13 protein-coding genes are annotated in these 15,329 nt (G+C 60.2%); 5 read left to right on the top strand and 8 right to left on the bottom strand.

Annotation, left to right across the window (positions count from 1 at the left end; all coding sequences use genetic code 11):
• Nucleotides 1-10 precede the first annotated feature (10 nt).
• The 3 genes from ftsA to lpxC all read left to right on the top strand — a co-directional run bounded on the left by ftsA (nt 11) and on the right by lpxC (nt 3,558).
• The gene (gene ftsA / locus AC0R79_RS25250) at nt 11-1,270 is read left to right on the top strand and encodes a cell division protein FtsA (protein ID WP_007956755.1); all 1,260 of its coding nucleotides are present in this window, start codon (nt 11-13) and stop codon (nt 1,268-1,270) included.
• A 67-nt stretch (nt 1,271-1,337) separates the two neighbouring features.
• Nucleotides 1,338-2,534: a cell division protein FtsZ gene (gene ftsZ / locus AC0R79_RS25245; protein ID WP_085606919.1), complete on the top strand. Its 1,197-nt coding sequence runs from the start codon at nt 1,338-1,340 to the stop codon at nt 2,532-2,534.
• 112 nt (nt 2,535-2,646) lie between these two features.
• Nucleotides 2,647-3,558 carry a UDP-3-O-acyl-N-acetylglucosamine deacetylase gene (lpxC, locus tag AC0R79_RS25240; protein WP_007956752.1) on the top strand — a complete coding sequence of 304 codons (912 nt, stop codon included), beginning with the start codon at nt 2,647-2,649 and terminating at the stop codon, nt 3,556-3,558.
• 61 nt (nt 3,559-3,619) lie between these two features.
• Here the strand turns inward: lpxC and AC0R79_RS25235 are convergent, their stop codons facing one another.
• The 8 genes from AC0R79_RS25235 to AC0R79_RS25200 form a co-directional block, all read right to left on the bottom strand.
• Nucleotides 3,620-5,125 (bottom strand): sensor domain-containing diguanylate cyclase, encoded by a 1,506-nt coding sequence (locus AC0R79_RS25235; protein ID WP_474732082.1) that lies wholly within the window; start codon nt 5,123-5,125, stop codon nt 3,620-3,622.
• Nucleotides 5,126-5,233: 108 nt separating this feature from the next.
• Nucleotides 5,234-6,550, bottom strand: a complete 1,317-nt coding sequence (locus AC0R79_RS25230; protein WP_474732079.1) for an OprD family porin — start codon at nt 6,548-6,550, stop codon at nt 5,234-5,236.
• A 197-nt stretch (nt 6,551-6,747) separates the two neighbouring features.
• Complete coding sequence (locus tag AC0R79_RS25225) at nt 6,748-6,969, bottom strand: hypothetical protein (protein WP_127799824.1); 222 nt, start codon at nt 6,967-6,969, stop codon at nt 6,748-6,750.
• 186 nt (nt 6,970-7,155) lie between these two features.
• Nucleotides 7,156-7,608 carry a hypothetical protein gene (locus AC0R79_RS25220; RefSeq protein WP_127799822.1) on the bottom strand — a complete coding sequence of 151 codons (453 nt, stop codon included), beginning with the start codon at nt 7,606-7,608 and terminating at the stop codon, nt 7,156-7,158.
• A gap of 158 nt (nt 7,609-7,766) precedes the next feature.
• A complete protein-coding gene (locus AC0R79_RS25215; RefSeq protein ID WP_102687556.1) occupies nt 7,767-9,131 on the bottom strand; it encodes a heavy metal sensor histidine kinase in 1,365 nt (454 codons plus the stop codon).
• Nucleotides 9,121-9,798 carry a heavy metal response regulator transcription factor gene (locus AC0R79_RS25210; RefSeq protein ID WP_003228008.1) on the bottom strand — a complete coding sequence of 226 codons (678 nt, stop codon included), beginning with the start codon at nt 9,796-9,798 and terminating at the stop codon, nt 9,121-9,123. Before AC0R79_RS25210 ends, AC0R79_RS25215 begins: the two co-directional genes overlap by 11 nt.
• Before the next feature lie 8 nt (nt 9,799-9,806).
• Entirely contained in the window at nt 9,807-12,908 is a 3,102-nt protein-coding gene (locus AC0R79_RS25205) for a multidrug efflux RND transporter permease subunit (RefSeq protein ID WP_085606911.1), read from the bottom strand.
• The gene (locus AC0R79_RS25200; protein WP_085606909.1) at nt 12,905-14,065 is read right to left on the bottom strand and encodes an efflux RND transporter periplasmic adaptor subunit; all 1,161 of its coding nucleotides are present in this window, start codon (nt 14,063-14,065) and stop codon (nt 12,905-12,907) included. The genes AC0R79_RS25205 and AC0R79_RS25200 overlap by 4 nt, the downstream gene beginning before the upstream one ends.
• Before the next feature lie 177 nt (nt 14,066-14,242).
• Here AC0R79_RS25200 and AC0R79_RS25195 point away from each other — a divergent pair, with 177 nt between their 5' ends.
• Together AC0R79_RS25195 and AC0R79_RS25190 are read left to right on the top strand one after the other, a co-directional pair.
• Nucleotides 14,243-14,872, top strand: a complete 630-nt coding sequence (locus AC0R79_RS25195) for a transcriptional regulator (RefSeq protein ID WP_474732074.1) — start codon at nt 14,243-14,245, stop codon at nt 14,870-14,872.
• Entirely contained in the window at nt 14,835-15,260 is a 426-nt protein-coding gene (locus AC0R79_RS25190; RefSeq protein WP_127799814.1) for a hypothetical protein, read from the top strand. The genes AC0R79_RS25195 and AC0R79_RS25190 overlap by 38 nt, the downstream gene beginning before the upstream one ends.
• Nucleotides 15,261-15,329: the final 69 nt, after the last annotated feature.

The raw sequence follows: 15,329 nt of genomic DNA, 5'->3' as shown, positions 1-15,329 counted from the left end.
GGCAGGACCCATGGCAAACGTGCAAAGCGGCAAAATGATCGTCGGTCTCGATATCGGCACCTCCAAGGTGGTGGCGCTGGTCGGCGAGGTTGCGGACGACGGCTCGCTGGAAATCGTCGGGATCGGCACTCATCCGTCCCGCGGCCTGAAGAAAGGCGTGGTGGTCAACATCGAGTCCACCGTGCAGTCGATCCAGCGCGCGATCGAAGAAGCCCAACTGATGGCGGGCTGCCGCATTCACTCGGCGTTCGTCGGCGTGGCGGGCAATCACATCCGCAGCCTGAACTCCCACGGCATCGTCGCGATTCGTGATCGCGAAGTCAGCTCGGCTGACCTGGAGCGCGTACTCGACGCCGCCCAGGCTGTGGCGATCCCGGCCGACCAGCGTGTGCTGCACACCTTGCCGCAGGATTACGTAATCGATAACCAGGAAGGCGTGCGCGAGCCGCTGGGCATGTCCGGCGTACGTCTGGAAGCCAAGGTTCACGTGGTCACCTGCGCCGTCAACGCCGCACAGAACATTGAAAAATGCGTGCGCCGCTGCGGTCTGGAAATCGACGACATCATTCTCGAGCAACTGGCTTCGGCCTACTCGGTCCTGACCGACGACGAAAAAGAACTGGGCGTGTGCCTGGTCGACATCGGCGGCGGCACCACCGACATCGCGATCTTCACCGAAGGCGCGATCCGCCACACGGCCGTGATCCCGATTGCCGGCGATCAGGTGACCAACGACATCGCCATGGCGTTGCGCACCCCGACCCAGTACGCCGAAGAGATCAAGATCCGCTACGCCTGCGCCCTGGCCAAACTGGCCGGTGCCGGCGAGACCATCAAGGTGCCGAGCGTTGGCGACCGTCCGCCGCGCGAACTGTCCCGTCAGGCCCTGGCCGAAGTGGTCGAGCCGCGTTACGACGAACTGTTCACCCTGATCCAGGCCGAGCTGCGTCGCAGCGGCTACGAAGACCTGATCCCGGCCGGCATCGTGCTGACCGGTGGTACGTCGAAGATGGAAGGCGCCACGGAACTTGCCGAAGAAATCTTCCATATGCCGGTCCGCCTGGGCGTGCCGCATGGCGTGAAAGGTCTGGATGACGTGGTACGCAACCCGATTTATTCCACTGGCGTTGGCTTGTTGATGTACGGCCTGCAGAAGCAGTCCGACGGGATCTCGTTCTCGGGCATCGGCAGCCGCGACAGCTACAGCAACGATGAGCCGCAGGCGCCGTTGCTGGACCGTTTGAAGAAGTGGGTTCAAGGCAACTTCTAACGCTTTACCGCAGCACCGCAACAAACAGCAGTAGGCGAAAAAACTAGAGAATGTAAGGAGAGGGAAAATGTTCGAACTCGTAGACAACATCCCCGCAAGCCCGGTAATCAAAGTTATCGGTGTTGGCGGTGGCGGCGGCAACGCTGTCAACCACATGGTCAAGAGCAACATCGAAGGCGTGGAATTCATCTGCGCCAACACCGATGCTCAAGCGCTGAAAAACATCGGCGCGCGCACCATTCTGCAATTGGGCACCGGCGTGACCAAAGGCCTTGGCGCCGGCGCCAACCCTGAAGTAGGTCGTCAGGCCGCTCTCGAAGACCGTGAGCGCATTGCCGAAGTCCTGCAGGGCACCAACATGGTGTTCATCACCACTGGCATGGGCGGCGGTACCGGTACCGGTGCTGCGCCGATCATCGCCGAAGTGGCCAAGGAAATGGGCATCCTGACCGTTGCGGTCGTGACCCGTCCGTTCCCGTTCGAAGGCCGCAAGCGTATGCAGATCGCCGATGAAGGCATCCGCATGCTCTCGGAAAGCGTCGACTCGCTGATCACCATTCCGAACGAAAAACTGCTGACCATCCTCGGCAAGGACGCAAGCCTGCTGTCGGCTTTCGCCAAGGCTGACGATGTACTGGCCGGTGCCGTTCGCGGTATCTCCGACATCATCAAGCGTCCGGGCATGATCAACGTCGACTTCGCCGACGTACGCACCGTGATGAGCGAAATGGGCATGGCGATGATGGGCACTGGCTGCGCCAGCGGTCCGAACCGTGCACGTGAAGCGACCGAAGCGGCCATCCGCAACCCGCTGCTGGAAGACGTGAACCTGCAAGGCGCACGCGGCATCCTGGTGAACATCACTGCCGGTCCTGACCTGTCCCTGGGTGAGTACTCCGACGTGGGTTCGATCATCGAAGCCTTCGCTTCCGAGCACGCGATGGTCAAGGTCGGTACCGTTATCGATCCGGACATGCGCGACGAACTGCACGTGACCGTGGTTGCCACCGGTCTGGGCGCGAAAATCGAGAAGCCTGTGAAGGTCATCGACAACACCGTTCACACCTCGATGGCGGCTGCTCAAGTGCAGCAACCGGCACCCGCTCGTCAGGAACAGCCAGCGGTGAACTACCGTGACCTGGACCGTCCGACCGTCATGCGCAACCAGGCTCAGGCCGGTGCTGCGACTGCCGCGAAGATGAATCCGCAAGATGACCTGGACTACCTGGACATCCCGGCTTTCCTGCGTCGTCAGGCCGATTGATGAAATGTATCAGGGGTATTCAGGTGATTGGTGTTCAGCAAAGGCTCGGTCTGCTATCATCGCCAGCCTTTGTTGATACCAGTTCGCAATTTGCGCTGAAGCGGCCCATGCCATGATTAAACAACGCACACTGAAAAATATTATCCGTGCCACCGGTGTAGGTCTGCACTCCGGGGAGAAGGTTTACCTGACCCTCAAGCCTGCACCTGTCGACACCGGGATCGTCTTTCGTCGTGCCGATCTCGATCCGGTTGTCGAGATACCGGCTCGTGCGGCCAACGTCGGCGAGACAACCATGTCGACGACGCTGGTCAACGGTGACGTGAAGGTAGACACGGTGGAGCACTTGCTCTCGGCCATGGCTGGCCTGGGCATCGATAACGCCTACGTCGAGCTCTCCGCGTCTGAAGTCCCGATCATGGATGGCAGCGCAGGACCTTTCGTATTCCTGATTCAATCGGCTGGCCTGGAAGAACAGGACGCCGCCAAGAAATTCATCCGCATCCTGCGTGAAGTGACAGTGGAAGACGGCGACAAGCGCGCCACTTTCGTCCCTTTCGAAGGGTTCAAGGTGAGCTTCGAGATCGATTTCGATCACCCGGTTTTCCGGGACCGCACCCAAAGTGCAAGCGTGGATTTTTCCAGCACTTCGTTCGTAAAAGAAGTCAGCCGCGCCCGTACTTTCGGTTTCATGAGTGACATCGAGTACCTGCGCAAGCACAACCTCGCACTCGGCGGCAGCGTGGAAAACGCGATCGTGGTCGATGCCGATGGCGTACTGAACGAAGACGGCCTTCGCTATGAAGACGAATTCGTGAAGCACAAGATCCTCGATGCGATTGGCGACCTGTACCTGCTGGGCAACAGCCTGATTGGTGAGTTCAAGGGCTTCAAGTCCGGCCACGCACTGAACAACCAGCTGCTGCGCAAGTTGATTGAGCAGAAAGATGCCTGGGAAGTCGTGACGTTCGAAGACGCCAGCACTGCACCAATCTCTTACATGCGCCCGGTTGCGGCGGTGTAAGTAAAAAACCTCTCTAGTTTTTTGAAGGCCACCTTTGGGTGGCCTTTTTTTATGCCTGTTCTCAGGCCACCACCACCCGGTTTCGCCCACCTTCCTTGGCCTGATACAACGCCTTGTCCGCCGCGAACAACAGCTGTTCCAGGCTGATCTCGCTCGTCGCCGTCCAGGTGCTGATGCCGATACTCACGGTCATCGGTGACTGGTCTTCATTCACGCTTGGCAGTTGTTCCACCGCTGCGCGAATGTGCTCGGCGATCTGTTGCGCCCCGACGCTGTCGGTTTCCGCGAGGATCACCGAAAACTCCTCACCGCCATAACGGGCCACCAGATCCGCCGGACGCCGCACATTGGAGGTGATTACCTTCGCGAGTTCACGCAACGCCTGATCCCCGGCCTGGTGTCCGTGTCGGTCGTTGAAAGCCTTGAAATGGTCGGCATCGATCATCAGCAATGACAGTGGCTTGCCCGAGCGTTGTGCGCGAAACCACTCGTGACGCAGCGACTGATCGAGCATCCGCCGATTGGCGACGCCGGTCAGGGCATCGGTCGCCGCCAGTTGCGCCAGTTCGCGTTCGGCCCGCTGGCGCAGGCGCAGCTCCCGGGCCAGCAGCCAGGTCAGCCACAGCAGCCCGGCACACAGCACGCCGGTGGCGCCGCTGATCAGGATCGCCGTGCGTCGCCACGCGCCGAACACTTCTTCGCTGGACAGGGCAACGATCACCGTCAGCGGCAGATTGCCGACCCGCGAATAGGTGTACAGCCGTTGCTGATAATCCATGCTCGAAATGCTGTTGAAACTGCCATTGCCGTTGCTGTCGCGCAGGATCCGCACCACATTGGGCCGAGCGGCAAAGCTCTTGCCGATCGAATCGCTTTGCAGATAAGGCTTCTGTGCCAGCAGGATGCCGTCGTTGTTGATGATGTTGAGGGTGCTGTCGATGCCGATGTCGAGGCTGTTGAACAGCTGATCGAAGTAATCCAGTTTCATCGACGCCACGGCCACGCCCAGAAACTCGCCGGTGTCCGAAGAGATGCGCCGGCTGAAACTGATTCGCCACTGGTTGGCGTCATCGCAGTCGCAGCGGGGTTTGAACGGACGGCTGATGAACATGCCGGTGTCGCGGTTGAAGGCGTGGGCGAGGAAGTAGTCGCGGTCGGCGAAATTGCCCGGCAGCGGATCGACCCGCGAGGAGTCGGCAATCACGTCGCCATACTTGTCGAGCAACAGGATGTCGCCCTTGAAGCGCGCCGTGGTGGACCGATCGAACAGCGCCAGATGGCGGATCTGCGGTGACACGTCTTTCAGGTCGTCACGCTGGGCGGCGGCGATCAGCCCTTGCAGCGTCAGGTCATACAGCTCGACGGTACGCAGCACGTCGGCGTCGATCAGCTGGGCGATGGTGGTGGCGCCCCGGGTGGCCGATTCCTGAGCGTTGGCGTGTTCGCGAATCAGCAGGAACGTGACGATGCACACAATCGCGATCACGCTCAGCAGGCTGCCGAGGATCAGCAGCAGCTCGGAGCGTCCGGTCGTGCCGGGAACGGTAGGGGTGCGGCTCGCGATCATGGTTCGGTTTCGGTAAGGGATTCTTGTAAGCGTAGTTGTACCCGCTTCGCTGCCACAGGCAAGAAAAAGGCCAGCGCATCAGGCTGGCCTTTTACTGTAGCGCCGATCTTAGAAGACGTTGATCGGGTAGTCGATGATCACACGGTATTCATCTGTGTCCGTATCCAGCGCGCCGTAACCGTTGCCGCCCCGGTTGGTCGCCCATTGCAGACGCACCGCCAGATCTTTGGCCTGGCCGCTCTGCACCACGTACTTGAGGTCGATGTCGCGCTCCCAGTGCTTGGCGTTGCGGCCTTCGGCGCTGTACCAAGAGGCGTAGCCTTTGCTGTCCGGATCGGTCTTGGTCAGGTCCAGTGTGCCGCGCGAGTAGGACAGCGACGAAGTCAGGCCCGGCAGGCCGACGCCGGCGAAGTCGTAGGCGTACTTGAGTTTCCACGAGCGCTCGTTCGGGCCGTTGAAGTCCGAGTACTGCTGCGAGTTGTCGAGGTAAACGCTGTCACCCTGGCTGATGTAATCGAACGGCGTGTTGCCGTTGACCCGCTGATACGCGGCGGTGACGCTGTGGCTGCCGATGCCGACGGTGAAATGCAGGCTGTAGGTGTTGTTGTCGATGTTGCCCAGCAGCGCGTCGCCGGTGTCCTGCGTGTGATAGAAGTGCAGGCCCGGGTTGAGGGTCACCAGATCGTTCAGCGCCCAGGTGTAGTCGAGGTCGTAGTAGTACTGGTTCCAGATGTCCTTCAGTTCGGAGGCATACAGGCTGCTGGTCAGGCCTTCGACACCGCTCCAGGCCACGCCGGCCCAGTTCAGGTGCTGGCTCTTGTCGCCGTCGGCGAGGGTGCCGTAAGAGGTGCCGATGCGTTTGTGACCGCTCTGGTTGTAGGGCTTGGTGAAACTGGCCTGACCGCCTTCGATCATCCAGCCATCGAAGCTGTGGTTGGTCAGGCTGAGGCCGCGAAAGGTCTGCGGCAGCATGCGCGTCTCGCCACCGGCGATCACCGGGTTGGCGAGGAACAGATCGCCGGCCTTCAGCTCGGTATCGAACGCGCGCATTTTCAGGGTGCCGCCCGCCGTGGAGAACGAGCCCGGCGCTTTGCCGCTACCGTCGCTGACCGGCAGGATGCTGGAGTTATCGGTGCCGCCACCGCCGTCGAGTTTCAGACCGAGCATGGCGTGGGCATCGATGCCGAAACCAACCGTGCCTTCGGTGTAGCCCGACTCGAATTTGCCGAGGAAACCCTGGCCCCACTCGATGTTGTCATCCGTCTGCTGCAGACGGTTGCGGTTCATGTAGTAGTTGCGGGCGTTGAGGTTGAGGCTCGCGCCTTCGACGAAACCTTGTTGCTCGGTTTCGGCAGCGTGGGCGGCGGGGGCAATCGTTGCGGCAACTGCAATGAACAGCGGGGTGAAGCGAACTGGGTAACGCACGTGCGGTAAAGCTCCTTGGGGTCAACTGACACTTCAATGTCTTGAGGTGCGGGATGTTTCTAATTGTTAAAGACGAACCGGACAGCTTACAGACCACAACGAAAAAAGGCCGCTGAAAATCAGCGGCCTGCAAGGACGACGGTTGAACGGGAAGAGCCAAACAACCGCGTCGAGGGAAACATTGCGCGGTGCGCGACTCAGCTGTCTTTCTCTGAAGCCTGAGTCTGGGAAGTTGCGGCCTGAGGGGCTTGCGTGGCGTCTTGAGCCTTGGCCATCACTTCTGCCTGATGCTGTTCGAATGCGTGAGCGCGAGCGGCGTTTTGCGCTACGAACGACTGCGATTCTTCAGCCATCGCCATCGGCGACAGGATCAATGAGGACAAAACGAAAGCGCTGGCAATACCCATACTGTTGGACATCTTGAAAACCTTCTTGCTTGGCAAGTGCTGTTTGGTGCGGGCAAAGATAAGGTTGCCGGCCATGTGTAAACAGAGCCAATTCATGAAAGGACTTTTGTTTGATTGGTAACAGTAAACGCAAGCCAGAAGAATAAAAGGGGAAAGGCCATGAGGTAGAAGATACTCATGGCCTTCAGCGGATTACGGTTAAGCCGTAGCCCAAATGTCAAACGTCCCCTTGAAAGCGTGATGTTTTCCTTGGATGGGAATCTTTACGACAAAGGAACCTTGAACATGCGCCTTGTCGACATCGAACAACGTGAGTGTGATCGTCCCTTCATCGGCGAGGGTGGATGTTCTATGGTCACCTATTTGAGTGAAATATTTGACGTTACGGTCCACCGGCCATGGTTGAACCGGAAATTCACCCAGCTCTGAATTGTAGGGCAGGTCTATCTGAATGCCACGGTAGTATGGACGACCGTCGCCCGGATCAGGATTGGGTGCCTGTACTTTTCCGTCGACGGTAATACTTCGAGTACCTACAGGGGACTGGCGGTAATTGACTTCGGTGGCGTCAATCGGCCCGCCAAAAGCCTCTTCAGCTTTGAGAGAACCTCCTGAACTGTTGGGGGATGTGTTGTGCGTGTCGCTGCTCATACTGACCTCCTGGTCATTCAATGAAGCACGGCAAATACCGGGCCGGAATTTGTCTGCTCATTTGATGAGCTGAGCGAAGGAACGTCTACTGTCAGAAATTACAGGTAGGGCCATTTTCGGGCGTTTATCTGACCGGTGGTCAAGGTGGGTCAGCGGTATCAGACCGGCAAGTGAATCCCGAAGGTATTCATCCCGCGATCACTGCGCACAAACACATCGCCGCCATGCATCAGCGCAATCGCCTTGACGATAGCCAGCCCGAGACCATGGTTGTTACCGCTGTTGCTGCGCGACGCATCGACCCGGTAGAAACGCTCGAACAACCGCGGCAAATGCTCGCTGGCAATCGGCGAACCGGGGTTGGCCACGCCGATGCTGACCTGATGTTCCTCGACCGCGATCTGCACTTCGATCACCTGACCGGGCGCGGTGTGTTGCACCGCGTTGCTCAGCAGATTGATCAGTGCCCGGCGCAGATGAGCGATCTCGATCTGCACCTGCGCATCGCCGCTTACCCGAACCTGGACCTGCGCGTCTTCGAGGATGAAATCGAGGTATTCGAGGGTAGTCGCCACTTCATCGGCCAGCGAGGTCGAGGTCAGTTTGGTGGCCTTGCTGCCCTGATCGGCGCTGGCCAGGAACAGCATGTCGTTGATGATCGAGCGCAGGCGCTCCAGTTCTTCGAGGTTGGATTGCAGCACTTCGAAATAATGTTCGGCGGAGCGCCCGCGAGTCAGGGCGACCTGGGTCTGGCCGATCAGGTTGGTCAGCGGCGACCGCAGCTCATGGGCGACGTCGGCGTTGAAGGATTCCAGCCGTGAATAGGCTTGTTCGACCCTCTCCAGTGTCGAGTTGAACGAGTCGACGAACTGCTCCAGTTCCGGCGGCAACGGCGACAGACGCAGGCGTCCGGCCCGCAACGGTGGCGCCAGGCGCTGGGCTTCGTGGGACAGCTTGATCAACGGCTTGAGGCCGATCCGCGCCACCCAGTAACCCAATGCCGAGGCCAGCAGCACGCCGATCACCGCCAGACTCACCAGTGCGATCAGCAACTGATGCTGGGTCTGGTGAAAGGTCTCGGTGTCGATGCCGATCATGAAGCGCAGGGGCGGGCGTTGATCCTTGGCCGGCAGCTCGGTGAGCAGCACTTTGAGCGGATAGGGATGGTCGGGCAGTTGCAGGTCGCGCATGCCCAACGGGCCTTGGGCGAACGCGCGGATCAAGGCATCCGGCTCGCCGAACTCGTAGCCCGGATTGCCGCTGACCACCCAGAAACGGATGCGCTTGTCTTCTTCGCCGAGCAGCTTGAGCTTGGCGTTGATCTTCACCCAATGCTCGGGGGTGCCATACCGATTGAGCGCGGATTCGAGCACGCTGTAACGCGCATCGAGCTCCGCTTCCGGCAGCAGGCCCAGGCCTTTGTCCACTTGTTGATACAGCGCGCCGCCGATCAACAGGAACACCAGCAGCGCCACCAGCGTGAACATCCCGCTCAGACGTAGCGCAATCGAATTACTGGACACCACGGCTCTCCAGCACATAACCCATGCCCCGGATCGTGTGCAGCAGTTTCTCGTCGAACGGCCCGTCGAGCTTGGCTCGCAGGCGTTTGATCGCGACTTCGACCACGTTGGCGTCGCTGTCGAAATTGATGTCCCAGACCATCTCGGCAATCGCGGTTTTCGAGAGGATTTCGCCCTGACGCCGGGCAAGCACGCTGAGCAGCGAAAACTCCTTCGCGGTCAGATCCAGCCGGGTGCCGGCGCGGGTGGCTTTGCGGCTGATCAGATCAATCCACAGGTCGGCGATGCTCACTTGTACCGGTTCATGGCCGCCACTGCGCCGGGTCAGCGCTTGCAGGCGCGCCACCAGTTCGAGGAAGGAGAACGGTTTGCCGAGGTAATCGTCGGCGCCGTCGCGCAGGCCTCGGATCCGGTCTTCGACCCGTTCACGGGCGGTGAGCATGATCACCGGCGTCTGCTTGCGCGCACGCAATGCGCGTAGTACGCCGAAGCCGTCGAGGCCCGGCAGCATCACGTCGAGGACGATCACCGCGTAGTCGCTTTCCAGCGCCAGGTGCAGGCCCTCGACGCCGTCGCGGGCCAGATCCACGGTGTAACCCTGTTCCGTCAGGCCGCGGTGCAGGTAGTCCGCGGTTTTCTCTTCGTCTTCGATAATCAGAACGCGCATGACCCGCCTCAGTCTGTCGTTGCCAGCGCCGCGATGGGCGCAGGTTTGGGCTTGTGGAACAGCCGCTCAAGCCACAAGTATATGACCGGCGTGGTGAACAGCGTCAGCATCTGGCTGACCAGCAAGCCACCCACCACCGCGATCCCCAGCGGCTGGCGCAGTTCGGCGCCGGTGCCGTAGCCGAGCATCAGCGGCAGGGCGCCAAGCAGGGCGGCGAGGGTGGTCATGATGATCGGCCGGAACCGCGTGATACACGCCTCGAAAATCGCATCCTGCGGCGACAACCCGCGATGACGCTGCGCTTCCAGCGCGAAGTCGATCATCAGGATGCCGTTCTTCTTGACGATACCGATCAGCAGCACCAGCCCGATCAACGCCATGATCGAAAAGTCCTGGCCGCAGATCCACAGCATGATCACCGCGCCAAGACCCGCCGCCGGCAAGGTCGAGATGATCGTCAGCGGATGGACGAAGCTCTCGTAGAGCACGCCGAGAATGATGTACACCGCCACCAGCGCCGCGAGAATCAGCCACGGCTGACTTTTCAGCGAACTCTGGAACGCCTGGGCCGCACCCTGGAAGTTGCCGCTGATGGCGGTCGGCATGCCGATCTCAGCCTTGGCCTGATTGAGCAGAATCACCGCGTCGCCCAGTGCCACACCGGGCGCCAGGTTGAACGACAGGTTGGCGGCCGGAAACATGCCGTCGTGGGCGATGGACAGCGGGCCGATGGTCGGCGCGTCGAATCGGGCCAGCGCCGACAGCGGCACCATTTCCCCACTGAGCGGTGAGCGCAGGTAGAAATAATTGAGGCTTTCGGCCTTGCCGCGCTGTTTGGTGTCCAGCTCCAGGATCACGTTGTACTGGTTGACCTGTGTCTGGAACTCATTGATCTGCCGTTGCCCGAACGCGTCGTACAGCGCCTCGTCGACATCACTCGCCGTCAGGCCGAAACGCGCAGCGGCGCTGCGGTCGATGCTGATGTGAGTGATGCTGCCGCCCAGTTGCAGGTCGTTGGAAATGTCACGGAACGCCGGGATGCTGCGCAGCTTTTCGGTGAGTTTCTGGGTCCAGGTGGCGAGGGTCGGCCCGTCGTTGCTCTTGAGCACGTATTGATACTGCGCACGGCTCGGGCCAGAGCTGAGGTTGATGTCCTGGCCGGCGCGCAGGTAAAGCACGATGCCGGGGACTTTCATCAGTTGCGGACGGATGCGGTCGATGAACTGGCTGGCCGAAACATCGCGGTCACCACGTTTTTTCAGGGCAATCCAGAAGCGGCCGTTGGCGATGGTCTGGTTGCTGCCGGACACGCCGACCGAATGGGAAAACGCCTGGACGGCGGGGTCGGCGGCGACGATTTCGGCCATCGCCAGGTGTTTTTTCACCATGTCGCTGTAGGAAATATCGGCGGCGGCTTCGGTGGTGCCGAGGACGAAACCGGTGTCCTGCACCGGGAAGAAACCCTTGGGGATAAACACGTAGCCGCCAATCGCCAGCGCGACGGAAATGCCGAACACGCCGATCATCAGTTTCTGGTGGGCGAGGGCGCGGCGCAGGCCTTTTTCGTACCAGCCGAGCAGCCGTTCGCTGAAGCCCGGTTTGTCATGGGCGTGATGCACCGGTTTGCGCATGAACAGCGCCGCCAGCGTCGGCGCCAACGTCAGGGATACCACCACGGAAATCATGATGGTCGAGGTGGCCGTCAGGGCGAATTCCTTGAACAGACGCCCGACCACACCGCCCATGAACAGCAGCGGAATGAACGCCGCCACCAGCGAGAAACTGATCGAGACCACGGTGAAACCGATCTCGCCGGCGCCCTTGATCGCGGCATCGCGCATGCTGTCGCCGGCCTCCAGATGGCGGTGAATGTTTTCCACCACCACGATCGCATCGTCGACCACGAAACCTACCGCCACGACGATGGCCACCAGCGTCAGGTTGTTCAGACTGAAGCCGAGTAAATACATCAGCGCGAAACTGGCAGTCAGCGACACGCCGAGCACCGCCGAGACAATCATCGTTGCCGACAGCTGGCGCAGGAACAGCGCCATCACTGCCACCACCAGCAGGATCGCGATCAGCAGAGTGATTTCCACTTCATGCAGCGAGGCGCGGATGGTCTGGGTGCGGTCGATCAGGGTCTTGACCTGCACCGAGGCCGGCAGCATGGCTTCGAGGCCGGGCAGGGCGGCCTGAATCCGGTCCACGGTTTCGACGATGTTGGCGCCAGGCTGGCGGGAGATCACCAGGTTCACGCCCGGTCGATCGCCGGCCCAGGCTTGCACGTAGGCATCTTCCGAACCGTTGACGACTTTCGCGACATCTTTGAGGTGAACCGGGGCGCCATCCTTGTAGGAAACGATGAGCTGGCTGTATTCCTCGGGATGGAACAACTGGTCGTTGGTCGACAGCGTGGAAATGCTCGAGTCGCCGTACAGCGCACCTTTGGCGAGGTTGAGGCTGGTCTGCTGGATCGCCACACGAATATCGGCGAGGGTCAGGCCGATGGCCGCCAGTTTGTCCGCCGAAGCTTGAACACGAATCGCCGGACGTTGCTGACCGGTGATGTTGATCTGGCCTACGCCGTCGATCTGACTGATCTGACGCGCGAGCAGGGTTTCCACAAGGTCGCTGAGTTCGGTGCCGGGCATTTGTGTGGAGCTGACACTGAGGATCAGCACCGGGCTATCGGCCGGGTTGACCTTCTTCCAGGTCGGCAGGGTCGGCATGTCTTTCGGCAGTTTGCCGGCGGCGGTGTTGATCGCGGCCTGCACTTCCTGGGCTGCGGTGTCGATGCTCTTGTCGAGGGTGAATTGCAGGGTCAGCAGGCTGGAGCCCAGCGCACTGCTGGAGGTCATCTGGGTCATGCCGGGGATGGCGCTGAATTGCACCTCCAGCGGCGTGGCCACGGACGAAGCCATGGTGTCCGGACTGGCGCCTGGCAACTGGGCGGAAACCTGGATCGTAGGAAATTCCGCTTCCGGCAGTGGGGCAATCGGCAGGCGCGGGAAGGCAATCACCCCGACCAGTACCAGCGCGATGGTCAGCAGAATCGTCGCCACCGGGTGATCGATGCACCAGGTCGAAACGCCTTTGTGCTGCTTCATGGCTTGGGCTCCGCTTGCACCACCTGCGGCGGTTCGCTCATGACCTGCACGGTCGAACCGGGCTTGAGCCGCGACTGGCCATCACTGACCAGTACGTCGCCGGGCTTCACGCCCTTGATGATGTCCTGGCCGCTGCCCTGATAAACCATCTGCACCTGCACGGCTTCAACCTTGTCGCCGTTGACCCGGTACACGAAGTGTTGATCCAGACCTCGCTGTACGACGGTAGGCGGGACCACCAGCGCATCTTTATCCAGCGCCGTCTGAATCTTTACCGTCACCAGCAGGCCGGGCCAGAGCTTCTGGTTCGGGTTGTCGAATTCGGCCTTGGCGCGGATGGTGCCGGTGTTGGCGTTGATCTGGTTGTCGATCAGGGTCAGGTGACCTTCGCCGAGCAGGTTGCCGGTTTCGCCGTCGGTGTCGGCGCCGATGTAGGCCTTGACCTGTGCGCGCTGTGGATCGCTGATCAGGCCTTGCAGGGTCGGCAGCATTTGCTGGGGCAGGGAAAACTCGACGGCGATCGGGTCGATCTGGGTCACGGTGAACAGACCCTGGGTGTCGGTCATGCGCAGGAAGTTGCCTTCGTCGACCGTGCGAATCCCGACGCGGCCGGTGACCGGGGAGCGAATCTGGGTGTAGGAAAGTTGTACCTGTGCCGCGTCAATCGAGGCCTGGTTGCCTTGGGCGGTGGCCTTGAGCTGGTTGACCAGTGCTTGTTGCTGGTCGTAAGTCTGCTTGGAGACGCCGTCGTCGACGCTGAGCAGTTTGTAGCGTTTGAGGTTGACCAGGGCGACTTGCAGTTGTGCCTGGCTTTCGCCCAGTTGTGCGCGGGCCTGATCGAGGCTGGCGCGGATCGAGCGGTCGTCGATGGTGGCGAGCAGGTCGCCTTGTTTCACTAACTGACCTTCTTTGACCAACAGCTTGGTGAGGATGCCGTCGATTTGTGGGCGCACCACGACGCTGTGCAGTGAGAGGACCGAGCCGATGCCGCTGGTGTAGCGGGGGACGTCTTTTTCGCTGACGGCGACGACCCGCACCGGGATGGCGGTGGGGGCTGCGAGTTTGGCCGGGGCGGGTTTCAGGGTGAACCACAGGGCCCCGGCTGCGACGGCGATCAGCAGGATAGCGAGCAGGGCTTTTTTCTTCTGGGTTTGCATGCTTGTGGGGCGCCAGGGGGACGGGGTTTGGGCAGGTTTTGTCTTTATAAACTTGTTTGGGGGTCAGGAGGGTGACGGCTAGCTGTCGCGGCTGTCAGTTTCGGCTTTTGATCAGGTTGGTTGATAAGTCCCAAAAAGAGACCTATCGTTCCCTTTTTGGGACTTTTGGTGTTTGACGTGGAAAACCTTTCCCTCGGTGAAGCCTTGTTCACCAATACTCAGCAAAAGGTGTTGAGCTTGTTGTTTGGTAAACCCGATCAAAGCTTTTATGCGAATGAAATCGCACGCTATGCAGGAGTTGGTAAAGGCAGTCTGATGCGTGAGCTCGACCGTTTGCAGCGGGCAGGTATTTTGTCGATGACGCGGGTGGGCAATCAGACCCACTATCAGGCGAATCCCGATTGCCCCATCTTTGCAGAGCTGTTGGGGATTGCTCGAAAGACCTTTGGCATCGCCCAGCCTTTGAGGTTGGCGTTGCAGCCATTTGCTGGGCAAATCACGTGGGCATTTATCTACGGTTCCATTGCTAGAGAAAGCGCAAACGCATTCAGTGACATTGATCTCATGCTGATCGGCGAAGGTCTGCACTACAGCGAAGTAATGGAACAGCTGATGCCTCTGGAAGAGCAACTGGGCCGCCCCATCAACCCGACGCTATACACCAGCGATGATTGGGCCGCGAAACTTGCGGCGCAGAACAGCTTTGTCGTACGGGTAGCCCAGCATGAAAAAATCAATCTGATAGGGTCAAACCCTCTGGAGTCCACGGATGGGCAACAACGAGAACCTCGAGAACCTTCTACGTAGTGGTGGGCTGAAAGCGGAGCCCCCCGATCGCAAGGAGTGCGAAGGGCTGCTGCGTTCAGCAGTTGATCGACTGAGGGATGCACAAACTTCGAAGCTGTCTTTCGCGAGTCGCTTCGACCTGGGATACAACGCGGCTCATGCGTTGGCGCTGACAGCGCTGCGTTTGAGCGGCTACCGGTCTGACAAGCGTTATCTGGTATTTCAATGCCTGATTCATACAGCGCAGGTGAGCAGAGTTGAAGTCCGATTGTTTGCTTTATGTCACGAGCGACGAAATCTGGCGGAGTACGAAGGCTATATGGACGAAGACGAGGCGCTGCTCTCACAGCTGCTGAAGAGTGCTTCCCTGTTGCTGGCTGAGGTTCGGTTACGGATGGAGAGACTTTGATGGAAGGAGGATGCTGGCAGGTGGAAGGAAGGTATACTGCGCGCTTTCGCGGCTCGTCCACCGGGCCGG

Source organism: Pseudomonas sp. HD57-3 (assembly GCF_056113135.1).
This window is presented reverse-complemented; position numbering and strand designations above follow the sequence as displayed.